Origin of the sequence: Leifsonia xyli subsp. cynodontis (assembly GCF_050632205.1) — a bacterium.
GTDB lineage: Bacteria > Actinomycetota > Actinomycetes > Actinomycetales > Microbacteriaceae > Leifsonia > Leifsonia xyli_D.
This window is the reverse complement of sequence record NZ_CP192578.1, coordinates 2458179-2476356: the sequence shown is the minus strand read 5'-3', so window position 1 is coordinate 2476356 and position 18178 is coordinate 2458179. Positions and strand designations below refer to the sequence as shown.

Below are 18178 nucleotides of genomic sequence, written 5' to 3'. Positions count from 1 at the left end.
CGCCGAACCGGTGCCGCTGTGGGCACCGCTCTACGGCGCCACGTTCGCGCAGGCGATCAGGCGCTTCTTCGCCAAGTACGCGGACTTCACCGGCCGCGCGAGCCGGAGCGAGTACTGGTGGTGGGTGCTGTTCAGCGTGCTGATCGGCATCGGCATCGAGCTCCTCTCCCTCGTCTTCGCGCTCCCCGGCTCCCACGTCGACCAGCAGGGCAGCTTCTCTCCCGGCCCGCTCGTGGCGCTGCCGGCCATGCTCGGGATCGCCTGGGCCATCGGCACCATCGTCCCCGGCCTCGCACTGGTCTGGCGCCGGCTCCACGACGCCAACCTCGCCGGGCCGCTGTTCTTCCTGGTCTTCATCCCGTTCTTCGGCGGCATCGTCCTGCTCGTCCTGACGCTGCTGCCGTCCCAGCCCGGCGGAGCGCGCTTCGACCGGCCTCCCGCCTTCCCGCGCTACGCCTGATCGGGCGCCTCGCGCCCGGACGCTCAATGCTTGGGGTACGGGGTGACGCTCGGGCTGTTCGTGGGGTGGTACGGGTTCGGGTCGTTCCAGTCGAACTTGCGGTAGCCGTTCGGGCCGGCGAACATGTCGAGGCTGGGGTGGGTGGAGCATTCGGAGTAGACGCTGAGGGTGTATCCGATCGCGTTGGCGTAGATAGCGGCGTAGAGGCTGCCGTCTCGGCGGTCGGCGCGATATGACGTGTCGTGCTCGGGCCCGCGGTCCTCGTCGCCGACGAGGCTGACGGTGTAGCCCTGGTCTGCCCAGAACTGGCCCATCTTCTTAGCGAAGGCGACCGGGTCGTCGTCAGGGGTGTGGGCGAGGGAGACGTCGAAGCGTTGGCCGTCGTCGCCGGGTTGGGTGGTGCAGCCTGCACCGAGGAACTCTTCTGTCGGCGGGTTCCACGGCTCGGCGTTCGGTCCAATGGCGTGCCACCCGTCGGGCAGGCCGGAGGCAGTGATCGCGGCGTTCATCGCTTCAATGGCTTCGATGCGGAGTTGCTGGCCGGTCTTCTGGGAGTCCGGGTAGTGGGATGTCATGGTGCAACCTCCAAGAGTGAGGATGGTGGTGAGAGCGACCAGCAGTAGACGGATGGTGCGGTTCATCGGCCGAGCCCGACGTCGCGGGAGAGTCGTTCGAGGTCTTCCTGGACCTGCCGGTTGTGCTCGGCGGCCTGCGTGCCGGTGTCGGTCAACGCGCCGCTGAGCCTCTCGAGGTGGCCGGTGGTGACCGCGGCCATGTTGTTCAGTGACTGGGTGTTCAGGTCGTAGTAGCCGTGCCCTTCTGAGGGTTCCGCGTTCCCGTTCAGTGGGTTCGGGGAACCGCCCTTCTTGCCGATCGGGTTGTGCCCGTCGACCGGCTCGAGCTTCTTCCCGTCGCCGTCGGAGCTGAAGGCCTGGGCGCCCCCGATCGACTCGCCGGTCGGCAGAGTCACTCCGGGGTTCGGGTTCGCTCGTCCGGAGAACGCGGCTCCGACCGGGGCCAACCGGTCCGGGGTCGCAGCGGTCGTATACACGTGAGCCGCCCTGATCGCGGACACGGACGGCACCACCGCCGTGTCGATCCCCGCGGACCCCACCATCACCAACGAGTCGATCTTGGTCTTCACTCTCGTGAGCGCGATCGAGGCCATCGTCGTGCCATAGGAGTGCGCGGTGACCGAGATCGGCGAGTACGGGGTGAAGAACCCGTTACGGACCTCGGCGTTCCCATCGAGCTCTGCGGCGAAGCGGGCTGCGCCCTTCTTCGCGGAGTCGCTGAAGTTGACACTCGCCGCATCCGGGTTGTCGTATTCGAAGCACGCAACCACACCGGGAGACGAGTCCCGATCCAGCTGCTTCTGCGCGTTCCAGAGGTTCTTTCCGGCCTGGCTCCAATCCAAGAGGGCGTCCTTCGCGCCGAAAGCCATCCCGCCGACGCACCACGTGGTCGGCGCGCAGTTGTCGAGGTCGCCGTAACCGACGGCGAGCATCGGTGGTTCGGTGAAGAAGTTGAACGCCACCAGCTGGACAGGAACGCCCTTGGCGGGAGCGTCGAGAGCCTTGCCCATCGCATCCAGCACTTTGCGCTGCGCGTCGGTGAGGTTCGGACTTTTGGCCGCCGCGTTCAAGCTGTTCAGATTCGCCACATTGCGGTCTTTGTACGGCACCCCGGGCAGGTTGCCGACGATCCCGGGGACGGCCTTGATGTACGCCGCCCGCATGGTCGCGCCGAGGCGCGCCCACCACCCGGACACGGCCTCCGGCGACGGCGGGTGGTCCCAGAACTGCTGGGCCAGGGCGGGGTCGTCGGCCAGGAGCGCCGTCAGCTGGTCGAGCGGCAGCCGGTTGAGCAGGGACATCGTCGTGGCGGCGGTGGTCCCGGTGATCTTCTCGATGGTGGTCAACGTCGCCACGGCGCTGGTGAAGTCCTGCAGGTCGTCGAACAGGGAGTCCGGGGAGGCCGCGGTCGCGTGTTCGAGGGCCGCGACGAACCGTGCCTCCGCCTGGGTGAACTCGTCGTGGGCGGCGCGGGCCTCCGCGCGCGCGTGCTCCAACCGCTCCTGTGCCTCCGCCAGCGTCCGGACCGCCCGGTCGCGGTCGTCCTCGATCGACTCCGCGCGGCGCCGGGCCGCGGCCACCGCGACCGGAGACGGCAGCTGTGTCTTCGGCGGGGGCGCTGTGTGGGCGTACGTCCGCAGCAGCCCCATCATCCCCTCCACCACCGCGAGGGCCTGATCGTACGAGCCGGTCAGCGCCTGGATCGACGACTCCGCCGCCCGAATCTCCTCCTGCGCCTCCTCCGCGGTCCGCAAGGCCCGGTCGGCGAGGAACTGCGTGTGGAACATCGCCTCCGCCCATCTCTGGCAGGCATCGCCGGCCTCGCGGTTCCGCGCCGACGCTTTGTCGCTCCTGGCCTGGAGTGCGGCCAGCCGCGCGCAGAACACCTGGCCCGCGAGCCCTGACCAGGTCGGAGCCTGCACCTGCCCGCGCACCTGGTTCAGCAGCGCGGAGACGGAGGTGAACCACAGGCCCCGCGCCCGGAGGTCGTCCATCAACTCCGCCACCACGTCCACGTTCCCCGGGGTGGGGTCGTCGTGGAACTCGACCGGCGACCAGTCCCGCACCCTAGAACGCACGATGCCCTCCGCCGAAGGTCTTCCTGTCCTCCGTGTCCCGTCGCGCGTACATATCGGCCGTCGACCGCAGCATTGCGGACAGCCTCTGGACACTGTGCGCGGCAGACGAGCACTCCGAGCTCCACGTCGGGTGGTACCGCTCGAAGGCCGCATCCGCGCGTGCGCTGCCAAGATCTCCCATCACGACATTCGCGCGTTCCGGTCTCTTCGGCAGGCGGCCCAGCGCGGCCGCACCCTCTCGCAGTGCCGAGAGATCGGCGGAGATCTTCCCGCTCAACTTCGTCCTCGTCGCCTTCCCATGAAGAATTTGTGGCCGCGGTACACGCAACGTCGATGCATCATTTCACATCGTCCCCGAACGCCGAATCGGACGCCCGTAGCCGGGGCAGGTCTTAAGCCCCTGCGTCACGCCGCGCGAGCGGGCTATCCCTGAGAGGGTGAGCCACGGGGAGTTCGTCGAGACGGAGGAGCGTTTCACGCGGGTCCCCGTGCAGCTGCTGCTCCGCGACCTGCGGACCACGCAGGATAGGCTGGGCAGCAGGGAGGCTGCGCGCCGGCTGCTCGTGCACGGCCCGAATGAGCTGCCGCGCGGGCCGAAGTCCGGCTGGCTGGGACAGCTCCTGCGGCAGTTCACGCATCCGCTCGCCCTGCTGCTGTGGCTCGCCGCCGCCCTCGCCTGGGTGGCGGGCACGCCCATCCTGTCGTGGGCGATCCTCGCGGTCATCCTGATCAACGCCGTCGTGGCATTCCTGCAGGAGCGGCAGGCGGAGCGCGCGGTGGAGGCGCTCAACCGCTTCCTGCCGCTCCAGGCCCGGGTGCTGCGGGATGGCGTGGTGACCACGATCCCGGCGGTCGAGCTGGTGCCCGGCGACCTGCTGCTGATCTCCGAGGGCGACCGGGTCTCGGCCGATGCGCGGCTGATCGACGGGAACGTCGAGGTGGATCTCTCCGCCCTCACCGGGGAGTCCGTCCCCGTGGCGCGGTCCGCCGGCATGCCGGACACGGCGCAGCGCCTGATCGACGCCCCGGATGCGGTGTTCTCGGGCGCGGGCTGCACCTCCGGGTCGGCCCGCGCGGTGGTCTTCGCGACCGGCGCGGCCACCGAGCTCGGGCGGATCGCGGCGCTCTCCCATCGCGACCGGCCGGTCGCCAGCCCGCTGGAGCGCCAGGTGCGCACTTCCACCTGGCTGATCGCCGCGGTCGCGGTCGGCGTGGGGGCCCTGTTCCTGCCGTTGGGGCTGCTGGCCGGGCTGTCCCTCCCCGAGGCGGCGGTGTTCGCGGTCGGTCTGCTCGTCGCCAACGTGCCGGAGGGGCTGCTGCCGACGATCACCCTCGCGCTCGCCGTCGGTGTCCGGGCCCTGGCCCGCAAGGGCGCGCTGGTCAAACAGCTCTCGGCGGTGGAGACGCTGGGGTGCACGACCGTCATCTGCACCGACAAGACCGGCACCCTCACCCAGAACAGGATGCAGGTGCAGCGGCTGTGGACGAAGGACGGCGACCCGCCGCCGGAGGGTTCGCCCGCCGTGCGGCAGCTTGCGATGGTGATGGCCGATTGCAACGAGCTCGAGCGCACCGTGGACCCTATGGAGGCCGCGCTCCGCGACAGCGCGCAGGAGCTCGGCGAGTCACCGGCCCCGCGCGTCGCGACCTTCGCGTTCGACCCGGAGCGCAAGCGGATGAGCGTCGTCAGCCGGCGTGATGACGGGCTGGTGGTCGCCGTGAAGGGCGCACCGGAGGGGCTGCTGCCGCTGTGCGACACCATCCAGCGGGCGGCGGGTGTGGAACCACTGACCGCATCCACCCGCGCCGAGGTCACGGCCGCCGTGGACCGGCTGGCGCGCGCCGGCCTGCGGGTGCTGGCGCTGGCGGCGCGGGATGCGGTGGACGTCCCCGCCGAGGCGGCGGGTGCCGAGAGCGGCCTGTGCCTGCTGGGCCTCGTCGCGCTGCTCGACCCGCCGCGGCCGCAGGTAGCGCCCGCGGTGGCCGCCTGCCACAGCGCCGGCATCCGGATCCACGTGGTCACCGGCGACAACGGGCGGACGGCCGCGGAGATCGCCCGCGAGGTCGGGATCGGCGCCGACCGGATCGTCTCCGGCCCGGAGGCCGACGCGCTCCCCGAGCCGCAACTCGACGAACTGCTCACCGAGCCCGGGGAGATCGTGTTCTCGCGGAGCACCCCCGAAGGCAAGCTGCGCATCGCCGAGGCGCTGCAGGAGCAGGGCGAAGTGGTCGCCATGACCGGCGACGGCGTGAACGATGCGCCCGCCCTGCACCGGGCCGACATCGGCGTGGCGATGGGCCGCTCGGGCACCGACGTGGCCCGCGAGGCGGCCGCCATGATCCTCACCGACGACGACTTCGCGACGATCGTCGCCGCCATCCGCGAGGGTCGCCGGGTCTACGACAACATCCGGAAGTTCGTGCTCTACATCTTCGTGCACGCCGTCCCGGAGGTCGTCCCTTTCCTCCTCTTCGCGCTCTCCGGCGGGCTGATCCCGCTCCCGCTGACCGTGCTGCAGATCCTGGCCATCGACCTGGGCACCGAGATCCTCCCGGCGCTGGCGCTCGGCCGCGAGCCCGCGGAGCCGGACATCATGGAGCGCCGGCCGCGTCCACGGTCGGAGCACCTGATCAGCCGGCGTCTGCTGCTGCGGGCGTGGGCCGTGATGGGCTCGCTCTCGGCGGTGCTGGCGCTCGCCGTGTTCTTCGTGGTCCTCGGGGTGGGCGGCTGGTACCCGGGCGCGCCGGTGGGGGCCGGGACCGCGCTGCACGACGTGTACGTCCAGGCGACGACCGCCACCTTCGCGACCATCGTCGCCTGCCAGGTCGGCACGGCCTTCGCGGCGCGGACGGAGCGGTCCTCGCTTCGCAGCATCGGCGTGCTGTCGAACCGTCCGCTGCTGTGGGCGGTCGCCGCTGAGCTGGTCTTCGTGGTGGCCGTGTGCACGGTCCCGGCGCTTCAGACCCTCTTCGGAACCGCTCCGCTCCCGCTCTGGGTCGTGCTCCTGATGCTGCCGTGCCCGCTGATCGTCTGGGCGGCGGACGAGGGGCTGCGCTGGGCGCTCCGCCGCCGCAGTCCCGGTCGCGGTCGCGGTCCCGGTCGCGGTCGCGGGACCGAAGACCCGCCGGCCGCTGTCGCGAGAGGGTGAAGCTCGAGTATGGATGACGCATCGCCCGGACAACCGGCCACCGTGCTCACGCTCACGGTGAACCCGGCGCTGGACATCAGTGCGACGACGCCGCAGGTGATCGCCGACCACAAGCTGCGGTGCACCGGGAGCCGGCTGGACCCGGGCGGCGGCGGGGTGAACGTCGCGCGGGTGGTGCGCAGGCTGGGCGGACGCACGGTCGCCGTGTACACCGCGGGCGGCCCGATCGGCGAGGCGTATCAGCGGCTCATCGAGGCGGAACGCGTGCCCGGGGTCGTCGTCCCGATCCGCGGGAGCACGCGCGCGAGCTTCACGATCGACGAGGGCGAGGATGCCGCGCAGTACCGCTTCGTCCTCGAGGGCCCGGAACTGAGCGAGGACGAGTGGCGCACCTGCCTCGACTACGTGGCGCAGCTGGCGGCCCCGGGCGGGCTCGTCGTCGCCAGCGGGAGCCTCGCGCCCGGAGTGCCGACCGACTTCTACGCCCGCGTCGCCCGGGTCGCGCGCGAGGCCGGAGCCCGTTGCGTCCTGGACTCGACCGGTGCGGCCCTCGCGGAGGCGCTCGCGGAGGGCGTCTTCCTGGTGGCGCCGAGCCGCCGTGAGCTGGCCGCCCACGCCGGAGGCACCCTCGGCGACGAGCGGGCGGTGGCGGAGGCGGCGATGACGCTCGTCGCCTCCGGTGCCGCGCAGTACGTCGCCGTCACGCTCGGCTCCGGCGGGGCGATCCTGGCGGCGGCGTCCGGCACCCGCCACCTCGCGGCGCCGCCCGTACAGGCGGTCGGCAGCGTCGGGGCGGGCGACAGCTTCGTCGCCGGCCTCGTGCTCCGGCTCGCCGAGGGCCGTTCGGTCGAGGACGGGCTGATCGCCGGTGTGGCGGCGGGAACCGCAGCCGTCCTCTCCCCGGGCACGGAACTCTGCAGCCCGGCGGAGTTCGCGCGGCTGGAGGCGGAGCTGCGTCACCTGGGGGCCTAAAGTCCCGGTCTGTGGCCGGATGCGAACGTAGCGTGGGCCCATGGACGACGATGTCGTGTGGTTCGAACGCGTCGGCATGACCGACGTTCCCCGGGTCGGAGGCAAGAACGCCTCGCTGGGGGAGATGATCAGGTCGCTCGGTGAGCAGGGCGTCCGCGTTCCGGAGGGCTTCGCCACGACGGCCTCCGCGTATCGCGCCTATGTCGCCGAGAACGGCATCGAGCCGGAGATGCGCGAGCGGCTCCGGCGCTTCCGCTCGGGGGAGGCGGGGCTCCGGGAGACCGGGGAGGCGTTGCGCGGGCTGTTCCTGCGGGGGGCGTTCCCGGCGGGCACGGCGGACGCCATCCTCTCGGCCTACCGGCTCCTGGGCGAGCGCGGCGGCGGCGATGCTCCTGCCGTGGCGGTCCGCAGCAGCGCCACCGCGGAGGACCTGCCGGAGGCGAGCTTCGCCGGCGCCCAGGAGACCTTCCTCAACGTGGTGGGCGAGCAGCAGCTGCTCGACGCCTGCCGCCGCTGCTACGCCTCCCTCTTCACCGACCGGGCCATCAGCTACCGCGAGGCCAAGGGCTTCGACCACCTCGCCGTGGCGCTCTCCATCGGCGTGCAGCGCATGGTCCGCTCGGACCTGGGCGGGTCGGGCGTGATGTTCTCGCTCGACACCGACACCGGCTTCCCACGCGTCGCCGTGATCAGCGCCGCCTGGGGCCTGGGCGAGCTGGTGGTGCAGGGCGCGGTCGATCCGGATCGCTACCTCGTCTTCACCCCGCTGCTGGATGAGCCCGGCGCGTCCCCGATCATCGAGCGGACGCTGGGGGCCAAGGCCCGCACGATGGTGTACGGCCGGGGAGGGACGCGGCGCACCCGGATCATCGACACCCCCGCGCGCAAGCAGAGGGCGTTCGTGCTCGACGACGACGAGATCCTGCAGCTCGCCCGCTGGGCGGTCATCGTCGCGAAGCACTACGGCCGGCCGATGGATCTGGAGTGGGCACGCGACGGCGAGTCCGGGCTGCTCTACCTCGTCCAGGCGCGGCCGGAGACCGTGCAGTCGACCCGCAGCGCCACCACGTTCACGGAGTACCGGCTCACCGAGCCCGGCGAGCTGCTGCTCTCGGGCACCGCGGTCGGCGACGCGATCGCCGCCGGTGAGGTGTGCGTGATCCGGGACGCCGCCGACATCGCGCGCTTCCGCGACGGATCCATCCTCGTGGCCGAGATGACCGACCCGGACTGGGTGTCGATCATGACCCGCGCCTCCGGCATCATCACCGATCACGGCGGCTCGACGAGTCACGCCGCCATCGTCAGCCGCGAGCTCGGCGTGCCGGCGGTCGTGGGCGCCCGGACTGCGACCGAGACCCTGGTCGACGGTCGGTCCGTGACGATCTCCTGCGCCGAGGGGGATGTGGGCCACGTCTACGGCGGCCGGCTCCCGTTCGAGCAGCTGCGGGTCGACCTGAGCGACCTGCCGTCGACCCGGACCAACGTGATGGTCAACGTCGCGAGCCCCGCGGCCGCCTTCCGCTGGTGGCGGCTGCCCGCCGCCGGTGTCGGGCTCGCCCGCATGGAGTTCATCATCAGCAACCTGATCGCCGTGCACCCGATGGCACTCGTGCATCCGGAGCGGGTGACCGAGATCGACCGCCGCCGCATAAGCGAGCTGACGGCCGGCTTCGCCGACCCCGCGGAGTTCTTCGTGGAGACGCTGGCGCGCGGGCTCGCGAAGCTGGCGGCGCCGTACCATCCGCACGATGTGATCGTCCGCCTCAGCGACTTCAAGGCGAACGAGTACGGGCACCTCATCGGCGGTGAGGCCTTCGAGACGCCCGAGGAGAACCCGATGCTCGGCTTCCGCGGGGCGTCGCGTTACTACGACCCCGCGTATCGCGAGGCGTTCGCGCTGGAGTGCCGCGCGCTCAAGCGGGTGCGGGAGGAGATCGGCTTCGGGAACATCATCGTCATGGTGCCGTTCTGCCGCACGCCGGTCGAGGCCGACCGCGTGCTCGCGGAGCTCGCGGCGAACGGGTTGGTGCGCGGCGAGAATGGGCTGCAGGTCTACATGATGTGCGAGATCCCGTCGAACGTCATCCGCGCCTCCGAGTTCGCGGCCCGGTTCGACGGCTTCTCGATCGGCTCCAACGATCTGACGCAGCTCGTGCTCGGCGTGGACCGCGACTCCGACCGGCTGGCGGCGCTCTTCGACGAGCGGGATCCGGCGGTCGAGTGGATGATCGCCCGTGCCATCGACGAATGCCACGCCGCCGGCATCAAGATCGGGATCTGCGGCCAGGGGCCGAGCGATCATCCGGAGTTCGCGCAGTTCCTCGTGGAGTGCGGCATCGACTCCATCTCGCTCAACCCCGACAGTTTCGTGCGCACGATCGGCCGGATCGCCGAGGCGGAGCAGCGGGCCGGAGCGGCGCTCGCGCGCTGACCCGGCGGCGGGACCTTCGGCCCGGCGGTGGTCTGCCCGCGCTCGTGATACTGGTCTCAGAAGCAGACCCGATGGAGGGGATCGGCGTGAGTGTAGACATCGAGCTGGCGCCGGGCGCCAAACCCCGCAAGGGGACCCTCATCCACCTGGTGCGGTGGATGCAGTTCCCCACGGGGGAGTGGTCGCCGCAGACCCTCGCCGGGCGGTTCGTCGACCTCCGTGACGGCTGCTGGGTGATCGAGCGGGCCGGCGATGAAGTGGAACTGCCGACCGATCAGTGGTCGCGCTTTGCGGACTGACCCTCGGCTCCGCCACCCCGGGCCTCCGCGTGTGCGTCGGACCCGGGGAAGATGATCGTGGTGGACTCGTCGTCCTCCCATTTCACGACGTACGGCGGCTCGCCGTCCTGACCGTGGACCTCCAGGATCAATCCGACCCGGGACGGCTCATCGACGTGTCGTGACGCAACGACCAGGAACTCTCCGACGGAAGCGCGCATGGCCTTCTCCTTCCGGTACGCGCGGCTATGTGCCGCTACGACTGCTGCTCGACGACCGGCGCCGCGGGCCCTGCTGCGACGGCGGTCCGCCCGGCCGGGCCCACGCCGGTCTCCCACGGGCGCTCCCGGCGGAAGGCCAGCAGCTCGGCTCCCAGGCCGAAGAGCACCATGGCGGCCCAGACGAGGATGTTGAGCCAGGGGATCTGCAGCCCGACGATGAGGATCACACCGCCGACGAACGAGGTGAGCACCGGGTGGTGGTGCCCGCGCAGGATGAGGCGGCCGAGGTAGTGGGCGCTGAACACGAACGTCGCCAGCGTGAGCACGATCCAGATGAGGATCAGACCGAGCGCCAGCGGCGCGCCGATGATGGTCACCAGCAGGAAGAGCAGCGCGATGGGGACGACGATCGCGGCGACCAACCCCACCAGCAGTGCGCGCCACGGCGACGGGAAGAGTTCGTCCGTCACCCGGTTCAGCCACTTCGGTACGAGGAGCGCGGCTGCGAGCATGATCAGGCTGAGGGCGACCAGCGCGTAGAGCACGCCCAGCAGCCACCCGCCGGCGATGGCCCACGGCGACACCTCGACGCGCGGCGCCTGCTGCGGCTGGACATGCTCGACGGTGCCAGCCACAGCGTCCGGGCGGATGTGCGCTGCTGCACTGCTCGAGTAGGTGAGGTCGCCGCCGATCGTGCCGTCGACCGTGAGATCGGCGACGCTCGCCACCACATCCCGCCCGATGCGACCGGCGAGGCGGATGGAGCTGCCGGCGGTGACGAGGTCGCGGCCGATCCTCGCCTGCCGGTCGACCAGGAGGCTGGCGGCGAAGATCGTACCGCTGCGGGTCACGTCGCCGGTGAGGGTGACGTTCTGCGCGGCCAGCCGCACGTTTCCGTCCACGGTGCCGCTGATGGTGATGCTCTGCGCGGCGGCGATGACGTCGCCGCGGACGGCGCCGGTGATGGTGACGCTCTGGCCGGCGGCGTACACGTCCCCGTCCACCGGGCCGGCGACATCGATCGCGGTCCCGCTGTAGAAATGCGGGCCCTGCCCGTTGGTCACCTGTCCGTCCGCCGTGGCCGGGCGCTGCGCCGCTCCGGCGCAGAGCACCACGAGGGCGACGGCCGCCACGGCGGCGAAGACCCGGGTGGCGCGCGAGCGCATGTTCATGTCAGTACCCCCTCTGACGCGGCCCGCGTGCGCGGGTCCTGCCGTCTCAGCGTGCCGGTGGGGGTCGGATCGGCACGAGGGCCCAAGGTCCCGCGAACCCGCTGCGTCTACTGGTGGTTCGCTGCGCGCACCGGATACCGTGATGTCGCCGACGGGTGTCGGGCGGTATCCCCCAACCGCCGAGGGGCCCGTCGGCTTCCCTCAGCCCGCAGGGCCAAAGTCCCGCGGTCGCCGCCGTCGCCCGAGCACGATGGAGTCGTCCAGCAACGGGGCGTTCTCCTTCGCCGCCGTGGAGGGGAGCGGACATGAGCGAGCGGACGGTCGTCGGTTGGGATGGCTCCCTGGAGGCCGACATCGCGCTGGAGTGGGCGGTGCAGCGCGCTGAGCAGAACGGCGACGGCATCCTCCTGGTGGACGTGGAGGACTCGCAGCGCCCGGTACCCGGCGAGGTGGTGACGCCGCAGATGGTCGCCCGCCGCCACGAGGACGCCGACCGGCAGGCCGAGCGGCTCTCGGCCGACCATCCCGGGCTCCGCGTCTACACCCACGTCATGGCCGGTGGGCGGCTCGACGAGCTCCGGGGCTTCTCGCGCCCCGACAACCTCGTGGTGGTCGGGACCGGGCAGCGCACGGGCCTGCGCTCGCGGTACCACTGGTCGCTCGGTGCGCGGCTGGCCGCCGGTGTCCGCGGCGCGCTTGCCGTCATCCCCGCCCTCCCGGAGCAGAACCGGTCGCGTGTGGTCGTCGGCATCGACGGCTCGGAGGTCGCGCTGAAGGCGGCGCGGTTCGCCGCGAGGGAGGCCCGCCGGCTGGGCCAGGAACTGCTCGTCGTGCACTCCTGGCTCGACCCGATGATCGCTGTCTCCGACATCCGCGCCGAGGGAACGCTGCTCGGCGAGCTCGAGGAGGAGCACGCCCGGATGCTGGACGCGGTGCTGCACAGCCTCCGCAGCAGTAATCCCGATCTCGAGATCACGTCGCACCTCACCCGGCACCAGGTGGACTACGCGCTGGCCGAGCAGGCCCGCACCGCATCCCTTCTCGTGCTCGGCACCCAGCAGACCCGCGGGATCGACCGGTTCCTGCTCGGGTCGGTGAGCCACTCCATGATCCTGCGCATCGAGGTGCCGACGATCGTGGTTGCACCGGAGTGCCTGGTCTGACCGGTCCAGCACGATCGTCTTGACTCGGATAATCTGAGGTCGGATGATTGTCGTATGACCACCCGTATCGCAGCCGCCCCCTGGCGCGGCCCACTGCCCGAGGCGCAGCCACCCGCCTCGATGAGCATCCATCACCTGCCGACCGGCACCTATGAGACTCGCGCCGCCTTCGCGATCCAGGGCGGTTCCTTCTCGGACAAGCGGCAGTTCGCCGCCTCCGCCGTGCTCGTGCAGCATCCCGAGGGGGACCTTCTCATCGACGCCGGGTTCGGCGCGCACGTGTCGGACCACGTCGGCATGCTGGCACGGATGGAGCGCGCGCCGTTCACGCTCTCGCGCACGGTCGCCGAGCAGTTGGATGCGGCCGGATACGACCGCAGCCGCCTCCTCGGCGTGCTCGTCACGCATGTGCACTGGGACCACGTGAGCGGCCTGGACAGCCTCCGGGTGCCGGTCTGGATCAACCGAGACGAACTGACCTACGGCGCCGAGGACGCGCACGGCGCGGTGTACCGGGCGGTGTCGGAGGGTCTGCCCATCCACGAGTACGCCTTCGACGGGCCGGAATACCTCGGCTTCCCCGCCAGCCATGACGTGTACGGGGACGGCTCGGTCGTCGTGGCGAAGGCCGGCGGCCACACCTCGGGGTCGGTGGTCGTGTTCGTGACCCTGCCGGAGGGGAGCGGTTCGCGTTCATCGGCGACCTGACCTGGCAGCTGGACGGCGTCACCGAGCGCCTGGAGCGTCCCTGGCTGATGCGGAAGCTGGCGGACCTCGACGCACGCGAGGTGCGGACCAACCTCGCCCGCGTGATCGCACTGAGCGACGTGATGCACATCGTTCCCTCGCATGACCGCGATGCGTACGGCGCCATCCCGTTGCTGTCGCCCGAGCCGGCCGCGGGGGTACGCGATGACGCATCCGGAGGTCGCCGAGATCGGGGACGCCTTCGCGCCCGGCCCGGAGGCGGAGATCACCTGGCTGCTGCACCGTGCGGCGCAGCGCATGCACGCCGTGACGGAATCCGAGGCCGCCGTCCACGACCTCGGCCTACGCGAGTACATCGTCCTCAGCGCGCTGCACAAGACCCCCGGCCTGACCCAGATCGAGCTGGGGAGGGCGCTCGGGCTGGACAAGACGACCCTGATGAGCCAGCTCGACCGGCTCGAACGTGCCGGGCTGGTCGAACGGCGGCCGGATCCGCGCGACCGCCGCGCGCGCATCCCGGCTATCACGGACGAGGGGGAGCGGCTGCGGAAGATGACCGCGGCCTCCGCCGAGACCGCCGAGCGGGACGCGCTCGGCGCTTTCACGGACGAGGACGTCGCGCGCCTGCGCCGCATGCTGTTCGCCATCATCGGCGAGACGGTCGATCGGGGGTCCTGCCTGTGAACGAGAGCGACCGCGCGACCGCCGTCATCTCAGCGCTCCTCGATGTTCTCCTCCGTCACTGCCGGGGCCGTCGCAGCTGATCGAGCCAGGCCCGGTCGACCGCGAGCTGCGCCTCGATCGTGCGGCGGATGGGGCCGTCGCATACGTGGAGGTGGCGGCCGATGACCTCGCTCACTCCGTACCAGCGCTGCGCATCGCTCTGGATGCCCGCTTCGTCGTCTCCGGAGGCGGCCGCGGAAGCCTGTCGTTCGCGCAGCAGTACCAGCGCATCAGCGTACTCGTCGTATCCGCGGAGGACATCGGCCTCGATCACGGGCACGTCGGATCTGCCGATGAGCTCGAGACTGAGGGCTCCGAATCCCTCATCGAAGTCCAGCGAGCGAGCCAACCAGGCAAGCTCGCGCATCTGCTCGTCGAACAGCTTCTCGGCGCGCAGCTTCGCGGCTTCTCGGGCCCGCCACTCGCGACGGGCTCGCGCGCGATTCGCGCGTACGACGAACCAGCCCGGGGCGGTGAGAGGCTCGCGCCGGAGAGGGACGAGCGTGGCATCCGAGCGCTTCACCCAAGGGTCCCCCGGGCGAAAGCCCGCGGAATAGGCCTCGGCGGCGATTCCGGCGTGGTGCACTCCCTCCGCGATCCAGGCGGCCACCTCGTCCGGATCGGTGAAGCCCGCATTCACCCACGATTGGGCCCAGAGCCGTCGCAGATCCGACTCGGGCGCGCTCTCCCAGCCCGACGGGCGCCCCTGAGCCGGAGCGTCGATGACCTCCGCGATCAGGTCGACATGAACCTGGCGCTCCACCGTGCCTCCTCTTCCGTGCTTGCGCTCCGTTCAGTGCTCGCCCGTGTCCACCACGAGCAGGTCGTGGACGGCCGTCACATGCGGCGACGCCCACGCCGTGCGCACCGCCTGCGACCGCTCCAGCCAGGAGCCGACGCGCCCGGTGAGGGTAACCTCGGAGCCGTCGACCGTCACCTGCACGCGGGCGGCGTCGAGGATGGCGCTCCGCACGATGGCGCTGCGGATCTGCTCCCGCACGTCGCCGGCCTCCGGACGCCGGGTCAGCTCGATCCGGCTCTCCACCTCGTGGACGCCGAAGATCCGCTCCACCGCCTTCTTGGCCGCGACGCGCTGCCAGTCCCAGTCGACGGTTCCCGACAGGACGACCCGGTGACCGTGCACGTCGGCCGTGATGCCCTCGTGGGGGACGCCGGTCGTCCACGCGAGGATCCCGTCCACCGCGGCCGCGAGCTTGTGGCCGGAGGGCTCCCCCTCGCCGGCCGGCAGGCGGAGCTCAGCCGCGACGGTCCGCACGCCGGCCACGCGCCGCGCGGCCGCGACCGCGGCGGTCCGCTCGGTGAGCGAGGAGACGTCCCCGCTGAGCGTCACGACGCCGTCCGTCACGCCGACGCCGATCCCGGCGCTGTCCACATTGGGCGCCCAGGCGAGCTCCGCCTCGACGGCGTGCCGGATCGCGAGGTCGTCGAACGGTCCGCTGTGGTCCGGCTGGCCGTTGCGGGGGCTGGTCATCGTGCTGCTGCTGTCCATGGAAGAAGGGTCGCCGAGCCGGATGCTTCCCGCGAGAGTCGAAGGTCCCTCCCCGCCGCGCGCAGCCACTCCTACGCTGTCGCCCGGAACGCGGCCGCGCCAGGCGGCCCGGAAGGGAACCATCCGCTATGAGCACTCACATCGTCCCCGGCCGCTTCGACGGGGCGCGGGTCATCGTGACCGGCGCCGGGTCCGGCATCGGCCGGGCGACAGCACTCCGGCTCCTCGCCGAGGGCGCCGTCGTGATCGCGACCGACATCAGCGAGGAGCGGCTGACCGCGCTCGCCGAGGAGTCCCCGCAGGACCGCCTCCTCACGGTCGCCGGGGATGTCAGCGACGAGACGGTCGTCTCCGAGGTGGTCCAGGTCGCCGATGGGTCGGTCACATCCCTCGCGAACATCGCCGGCATCATGGACGACTTCCTGCCGCCGGCGGAGGTGGAGGACGCTGTCTGGGACCGCGTGCTGCGCGTGAACGTCACCGCGATCATGCGGCTGACGAGAGCGGCTCTGCCCGGGATGCTGGAGCGAGGCGCCGGGACGATCGTCAACGTCTCGTCGGAGGCGGCGCTGCGCGGGTCCGCCGCGGGCGCCGCCTACACGACCTCGAAGCACGCCGTGAACGGGTTCACCCGCAGCACGGCGTTCTTCTACGGCCCCTCGGGGATCCGCTGCAACGCGGTGGCGCCCGGGGCGACCATCACGAACATCCAGGCCGACTTCCGCTCGCCCTTCGCCGGTCAGCGGATGGGCCCGTACATGCAGACCAACGTGCCGCAGCCCGCCACCGCCGAGGAGCTGGCCGCCGCGATCGCCTGGCTCCTGAGCGACGACTCCAGCAACGTCAACGGAGTGGTGCTGCCCAGCGACAACGGCTGGTCGGTCATCTGAGCCGGCGGATGCCTGGTTCCGTTTCCCCATTGAGACCGACGCTGACGCCGGTCGAGCCGCGTGCGTGGCGCTCGGGATAGCTCGCGAAGGCCCCCAGGATGACATCTGTGCTGTGTTAGAGTACTCACATCACGATCAGCCCGCTCGCTTAACAGCTCGGGCTGATTTTCTTTAACCGGGAGGATCGTGGCCGAGTACACGAAGCCGTGGTTGAGCGTCGATGAGCAGATCGACAAGCTGGAAAGTCGCGGCGTCACCATTGGTTCACGTTCGGATGCTGACGAGCTCTTGAAGCAGGTCGGCTATTACCGACTCACCGGGTATCTCTATCCATGCCGTGAGTCCGAGGCCTACGTCGACAAGGCCGGCCGATCACGCATCCGGGTGCTCAGCCGTTATCGTTCCGGCACATCCGTCGCCTACGCCGCCCAACTGATCGACTACGACCGGGCCCTACGCATACTGGTGCTCGAGGCTGTGGAGCGTATCGAAATATCTCTGCGCATGCAGATCGGCTACACGCTCGGGCGGCGTTCGGCCTATGCGCATCGCCATCCCCACAACTTCGTCCCGTCGTTCGCGACCACAGTCATTGACACGGAAAGGGGTGTGCCCACGAGTGGCTTAGAGCAATGGCTCGAGCGAATTCAAGAGCGTCAGAATGGGTCCGACGAAGCTTTCGTCGCGCACTTTCGTGACCAGTACGACGGAGCGCTGCCGATCTGGGCCCTGACCGAGATCCTCGAACTGGGGCACCTTGGCCGGCTGTATTCGGCTCTGCAAAGCGACTTGGCCACATCGATTGCGAATTCATACCGGGTGCCGACCAAAAAGCTGTTCGCAAGTTGGATCGCCAGCATCAACTATGTGCGGAACGTCTCGGCCCATCACGCGCGCCTGTTCAACCGGAAGCTGGTTGTCGCGCCGAGTAGGCCGGGCACGGGGAAAGTGCCCATGCTGGATCACTTACGGGACGCATCGGGATCTAAGGAGCAGTTCGGTGTTTACAACGCGCTTGCTGTGATGGCCTACCTACTCAGCGTGATCGACCCGGATTGCGACTGGAATCATCGCTTAGCCGCGCATCTCAACAGCTTTCCGTCAGGAGCGCTTTCGACCAAAGACATGGGAGCGCCCGCCGGATGGGAAGAGCAGGCCCTTTTGGCAGCGTCTTCAGTCGGGCGGCCACACACACTCGAACGACGCCACCGCCTGAGTATGGGCGAGGCAGTCGACCAACCGCGTTGCGAAGAGCCTCAGCGCAGGACCGGCATCCGCAGTTCGGTCGCCAGCGTGCGGCCCCAGTCCTCGGCGCGGTCGAGCTCGCCCGGTTCCAGGACGCTCTCCTTGTCGACGACGAAGTTCTGGCTGGTCACGAACCGCTTCGACCCGAGCTTGCGCATCCTCTTCTCCAGACCCGCTGCTGCGGAGCCGGAGAAGATCTCGGGGACATTGGCGCGAGTGGCGAAGGCGGCGAACCGCGGCGGGACGTGCCCGCAGGTCTCCAGCCACTCCCGCAGGCCGATGCCCTGCGCGTCGGGTTCGAGGGTGAGGTGGCGCGCCGTGTCGTCCGCCCACTTGCCCGCCTCGACGCGGGTGGCGGGGCGGCTCATTCCGTGGGCGTGCGTGGGGGCGCCGATGACGAGCAGGTCGTCGTCGATCGACTCCGGCGCGTCCTTGACGGGGAGGACGGTCACCGTGGCGACCGGCCTCAGACCGTCGGCGATCGCTTCCGCGATCTGCCGGGTGTTGCCGAACATGGACTCGTAGAGCACGGTGACCCGCGCGATCGGAGGTGTCTCGTTCATGGGCCCCAGTGTGCGATGCCGGCCGGAGGCGGCGGCA

16 protein-coding genes and 1 pseudogene are annotated in these 18178 nt (G+C 70.6%); 10 read left to right on the top strand and 7 right to left on the bottom strand.

What is annotated here, in order from left to right; translation table 11 throughout:
* The first annotated feature begins 10 nt into the window (after positions 1-10).
* Positions 11-460 carry a DUF805 domain-containing protein gene (locus tag ACQ86M_RS12295; protein ID WP_431245655.1) on the top strand — a complete coding sequence of 150 codons (450 nt, stop codon included), beginning with the start codon at positions 11-13 and terminating at the stop codon, positions 458-460.
* A 23-nt stretch (positions 461-483) separates the two neighbouring features.
* Here ACQ86M_RS12295 and ACQ86M_RS12290 read toward each other — a convergent pair whose 3' ends face one another.
* Positions 484-1035, bottom strand: coding sequence for a hypothetical protein (locus tag ACQ86M_RS12290; RefSeq protein WP_431245654.1), 552 nt, complete (start codon positions 1033-1035; stop codon positions 484-486).
* A 62-nt stretch (positions 1036-1097) separates the two neighbouring features.
* Entirely contained in the window at positions 1098-3113 is a 2016-nt protein-coding gene (locus ACQ86M_RS12285) for an alpha/beta hydrolase (protein ID WP_431245653.1), read from the bottom strand.
* 437 nt (positions 3114-3550) lie between these two features.
* Between ACQ86M_RS12285 and ACQ86M_RS12280 the strand changes: the two genes are divergently transcribed.
* The 4 genes from ACQ86M_RS12280 to ACQ86M_RS12265 all read left to right on the top strand — a co-directional run bounded on the left by ACQ86M_RS12280 (position 3551) and on the right by ACQ86M_RS12265 (position 9967).
* Positions 3551-6262 carry a cation-translocating P-type ATPase gene (locus ACQ86M_RS12280; RefSeq protein ID WP_431245652.1) on the top strand — a complete coding sequence of 904 codons (2712 nt, stop codon included), beginning with the start codon at positions 3551-3553 and terminating at the stop codon, positions 6260-6262.
* 9 nt (positions 6263-6271) lie between these two features.
* The gene (locus ACQ86M_RS12275) at positions 6272-7234 is read left to right on the top strand and encodes a 1-phosphofructokinase family hexose kinase (protein WP_431245651.1); all 963 of its coding nucleotides are present in this window, start codon (positions 6272-6274) and stop codon (positions 7232-7234) included.
* Between the two features lie 40 nt (positions 7235-7274).
* Entirely contained in the window at positions 7275-9668 is a 2394-nt protein-coding gene (gene ppsA, locus ACQ86M_RS12270; RefSeq protein ID WP_431245650.1) for a phosphoenolpyruvate synthase, read from the top strand.
* A gap of 86 nt (positions 9669-9754) precedes the next feature.
* Positions 9755-9967: a hypothetical protein gene (locus ACQ86M_RS12265; RefSeq protein WP_431218943.1), complete on the top strand. Its 213-nt coding sequence runs from the start codon at positions 9755-9757 to the stop codon at positions 9965-9967.
* On the opposite strand, the gene ACQ86M_RS12260 is transcribed toward ACQ86M_RS12265, so the two are convergent.
* Positions 9943-10167: a DUF1918 domain-containing protein gene (locus ACQ86M_RS12260; RefSeq protein WP_431218942.1), complete on the bottom strand. Its 225-nt coding sequence runs from the start codon at positions 10165-10167 to the stop codon at positions 9943-9945. The genes ACQ86M_RS12265 and ACQ86M_RS12260 overlap by 25 nt on opposite strands.
* A gap of 35 nt (positions 10168-10202) precedes the next feature.
* Entirely contained in the window at positions 10203-11339 is a 1137-nt protein-coding gene (locus ACQ86M_RS12255; protein ID WP_431245649.1) for a polymer-forming cytoskeletal protein, read from the bottom strand.
* A gap of 305 nt (positions 11340-11644) precedes the next feature.
* On the opposite strand from ACQ86M_RS12255, the gene ACQ86M_RS12250 reads away from it, so the two are divergent.
* From ACQ86M_RS12250 to ACQ86M_RS12240, 3 genes are all read left to right on the top strand, one after another.
* Positions 11645-12502, top strand: coding sequence for a universal stress protein (locus ACQ86M_RS12250; protein ID WP_431245648.1), 858 nt, complete (start codon positions 11645-11647; stop codon positions 12500-12502).
* A 54-nt stretch (positions 12503-12556) separates the two neighbouring features.
* Positions 12557-13210, top strand: a complete 654-nt coding sequence (locus tag ACQ86M_RS12245) for an MBL fold metallo-hydrolase (protein WP_431245647.1) — start codon at positions 12557-12559, stop codon at positions 13208-13210.
* A gap of 204 nt (positions 13211-13414) precedes the next feature.
* Positions 13415-13894 (top strand): MarR family winged helix-turn-helix transcriptional regulator, encoded by a 480-nt coding sequence (locus tag ACQ86M_RS12240; protein WP_431245646.1) that lies wholly within the window; start codon positions 13415-13417, stop codon positions 13892-13894.
* A 55-nt stretch (positions 13895-13949) separates the two neighbouring features.
* Here ACQ86M_RS12240 and ACQ86M_RS12235 read toward each other — a convergent pair whose 3' ends face one another.
* Both ACQ86M_RS12235 and ACQ86M_RS12230 read right to left on the bottom strand, forming a co-directional pair.
* The gene (locus tag ACQ86M_RS12235) at positions 13950-14696 is read right to left on the bottom strand and encodes a hypothetical protein (protein ID WP_431245645.1); all 747 of its coding nucleotides are present in this window, start codon (positions 14694-14696) and stop codon (positions 13950-13952) included.
* A gap of 30 nt (positions 14697-14726) precedes the next feature.
* Positions 14727-15443, bottom strand: a complete 717-nt coding sequence (locus ACQ86M_RS12230) for a BON domain-containing protein (protein ID WP_431245644.1) — start codon at positions 15441-15443, stop codon at positions 14727-14729.
* A 128-nt stretch (positions 15444-15571) separates the two neighbouring features.
* Here ACQ86M_RS12230 and ACQ86M_RS12225 point away from each other — a divergent pair, with 128 nt between their 5' ends.
* Positions 15572-16333 carry an SDR family NAD(P)-dependent oxidoreductase gene (locus tag ACQ86M_RS12225; RefSeq protein WP_431245643.1) on the top strand — a complete coding sequence of 254 codons (762 nt, stop codon included), beginning with the start codon at positions 15572-15574 and terminating at the stop codon, positions 16331-16333.
* A 186-nt stretch (positions 16334-16519) separates the two neighbouring features.
* Positions 16520-17227, top strand: a pseudogene (locus ACQ86M_RS12220) (Abi family protein); the annotation flags it as partial.
* Between the two features lie 362 nt (positions 17228-17589).
* On the opposite strand, the gene ACQ86M_RS12215 reads toward ACQ86M_RS12220, so the two are convergent.
* Complete coding sequence (locus tag ACQ86M_RS12215; RefSeq protein ID WP_431218932.1) at positions 17590-18141, bottom strand: flavodoxin family protein; 552 nt, start codon at positions 18139-18141, stop codon at positions 17590-17592.
* Positions 18142-18178: the final 37 nt, after the last annotated feature.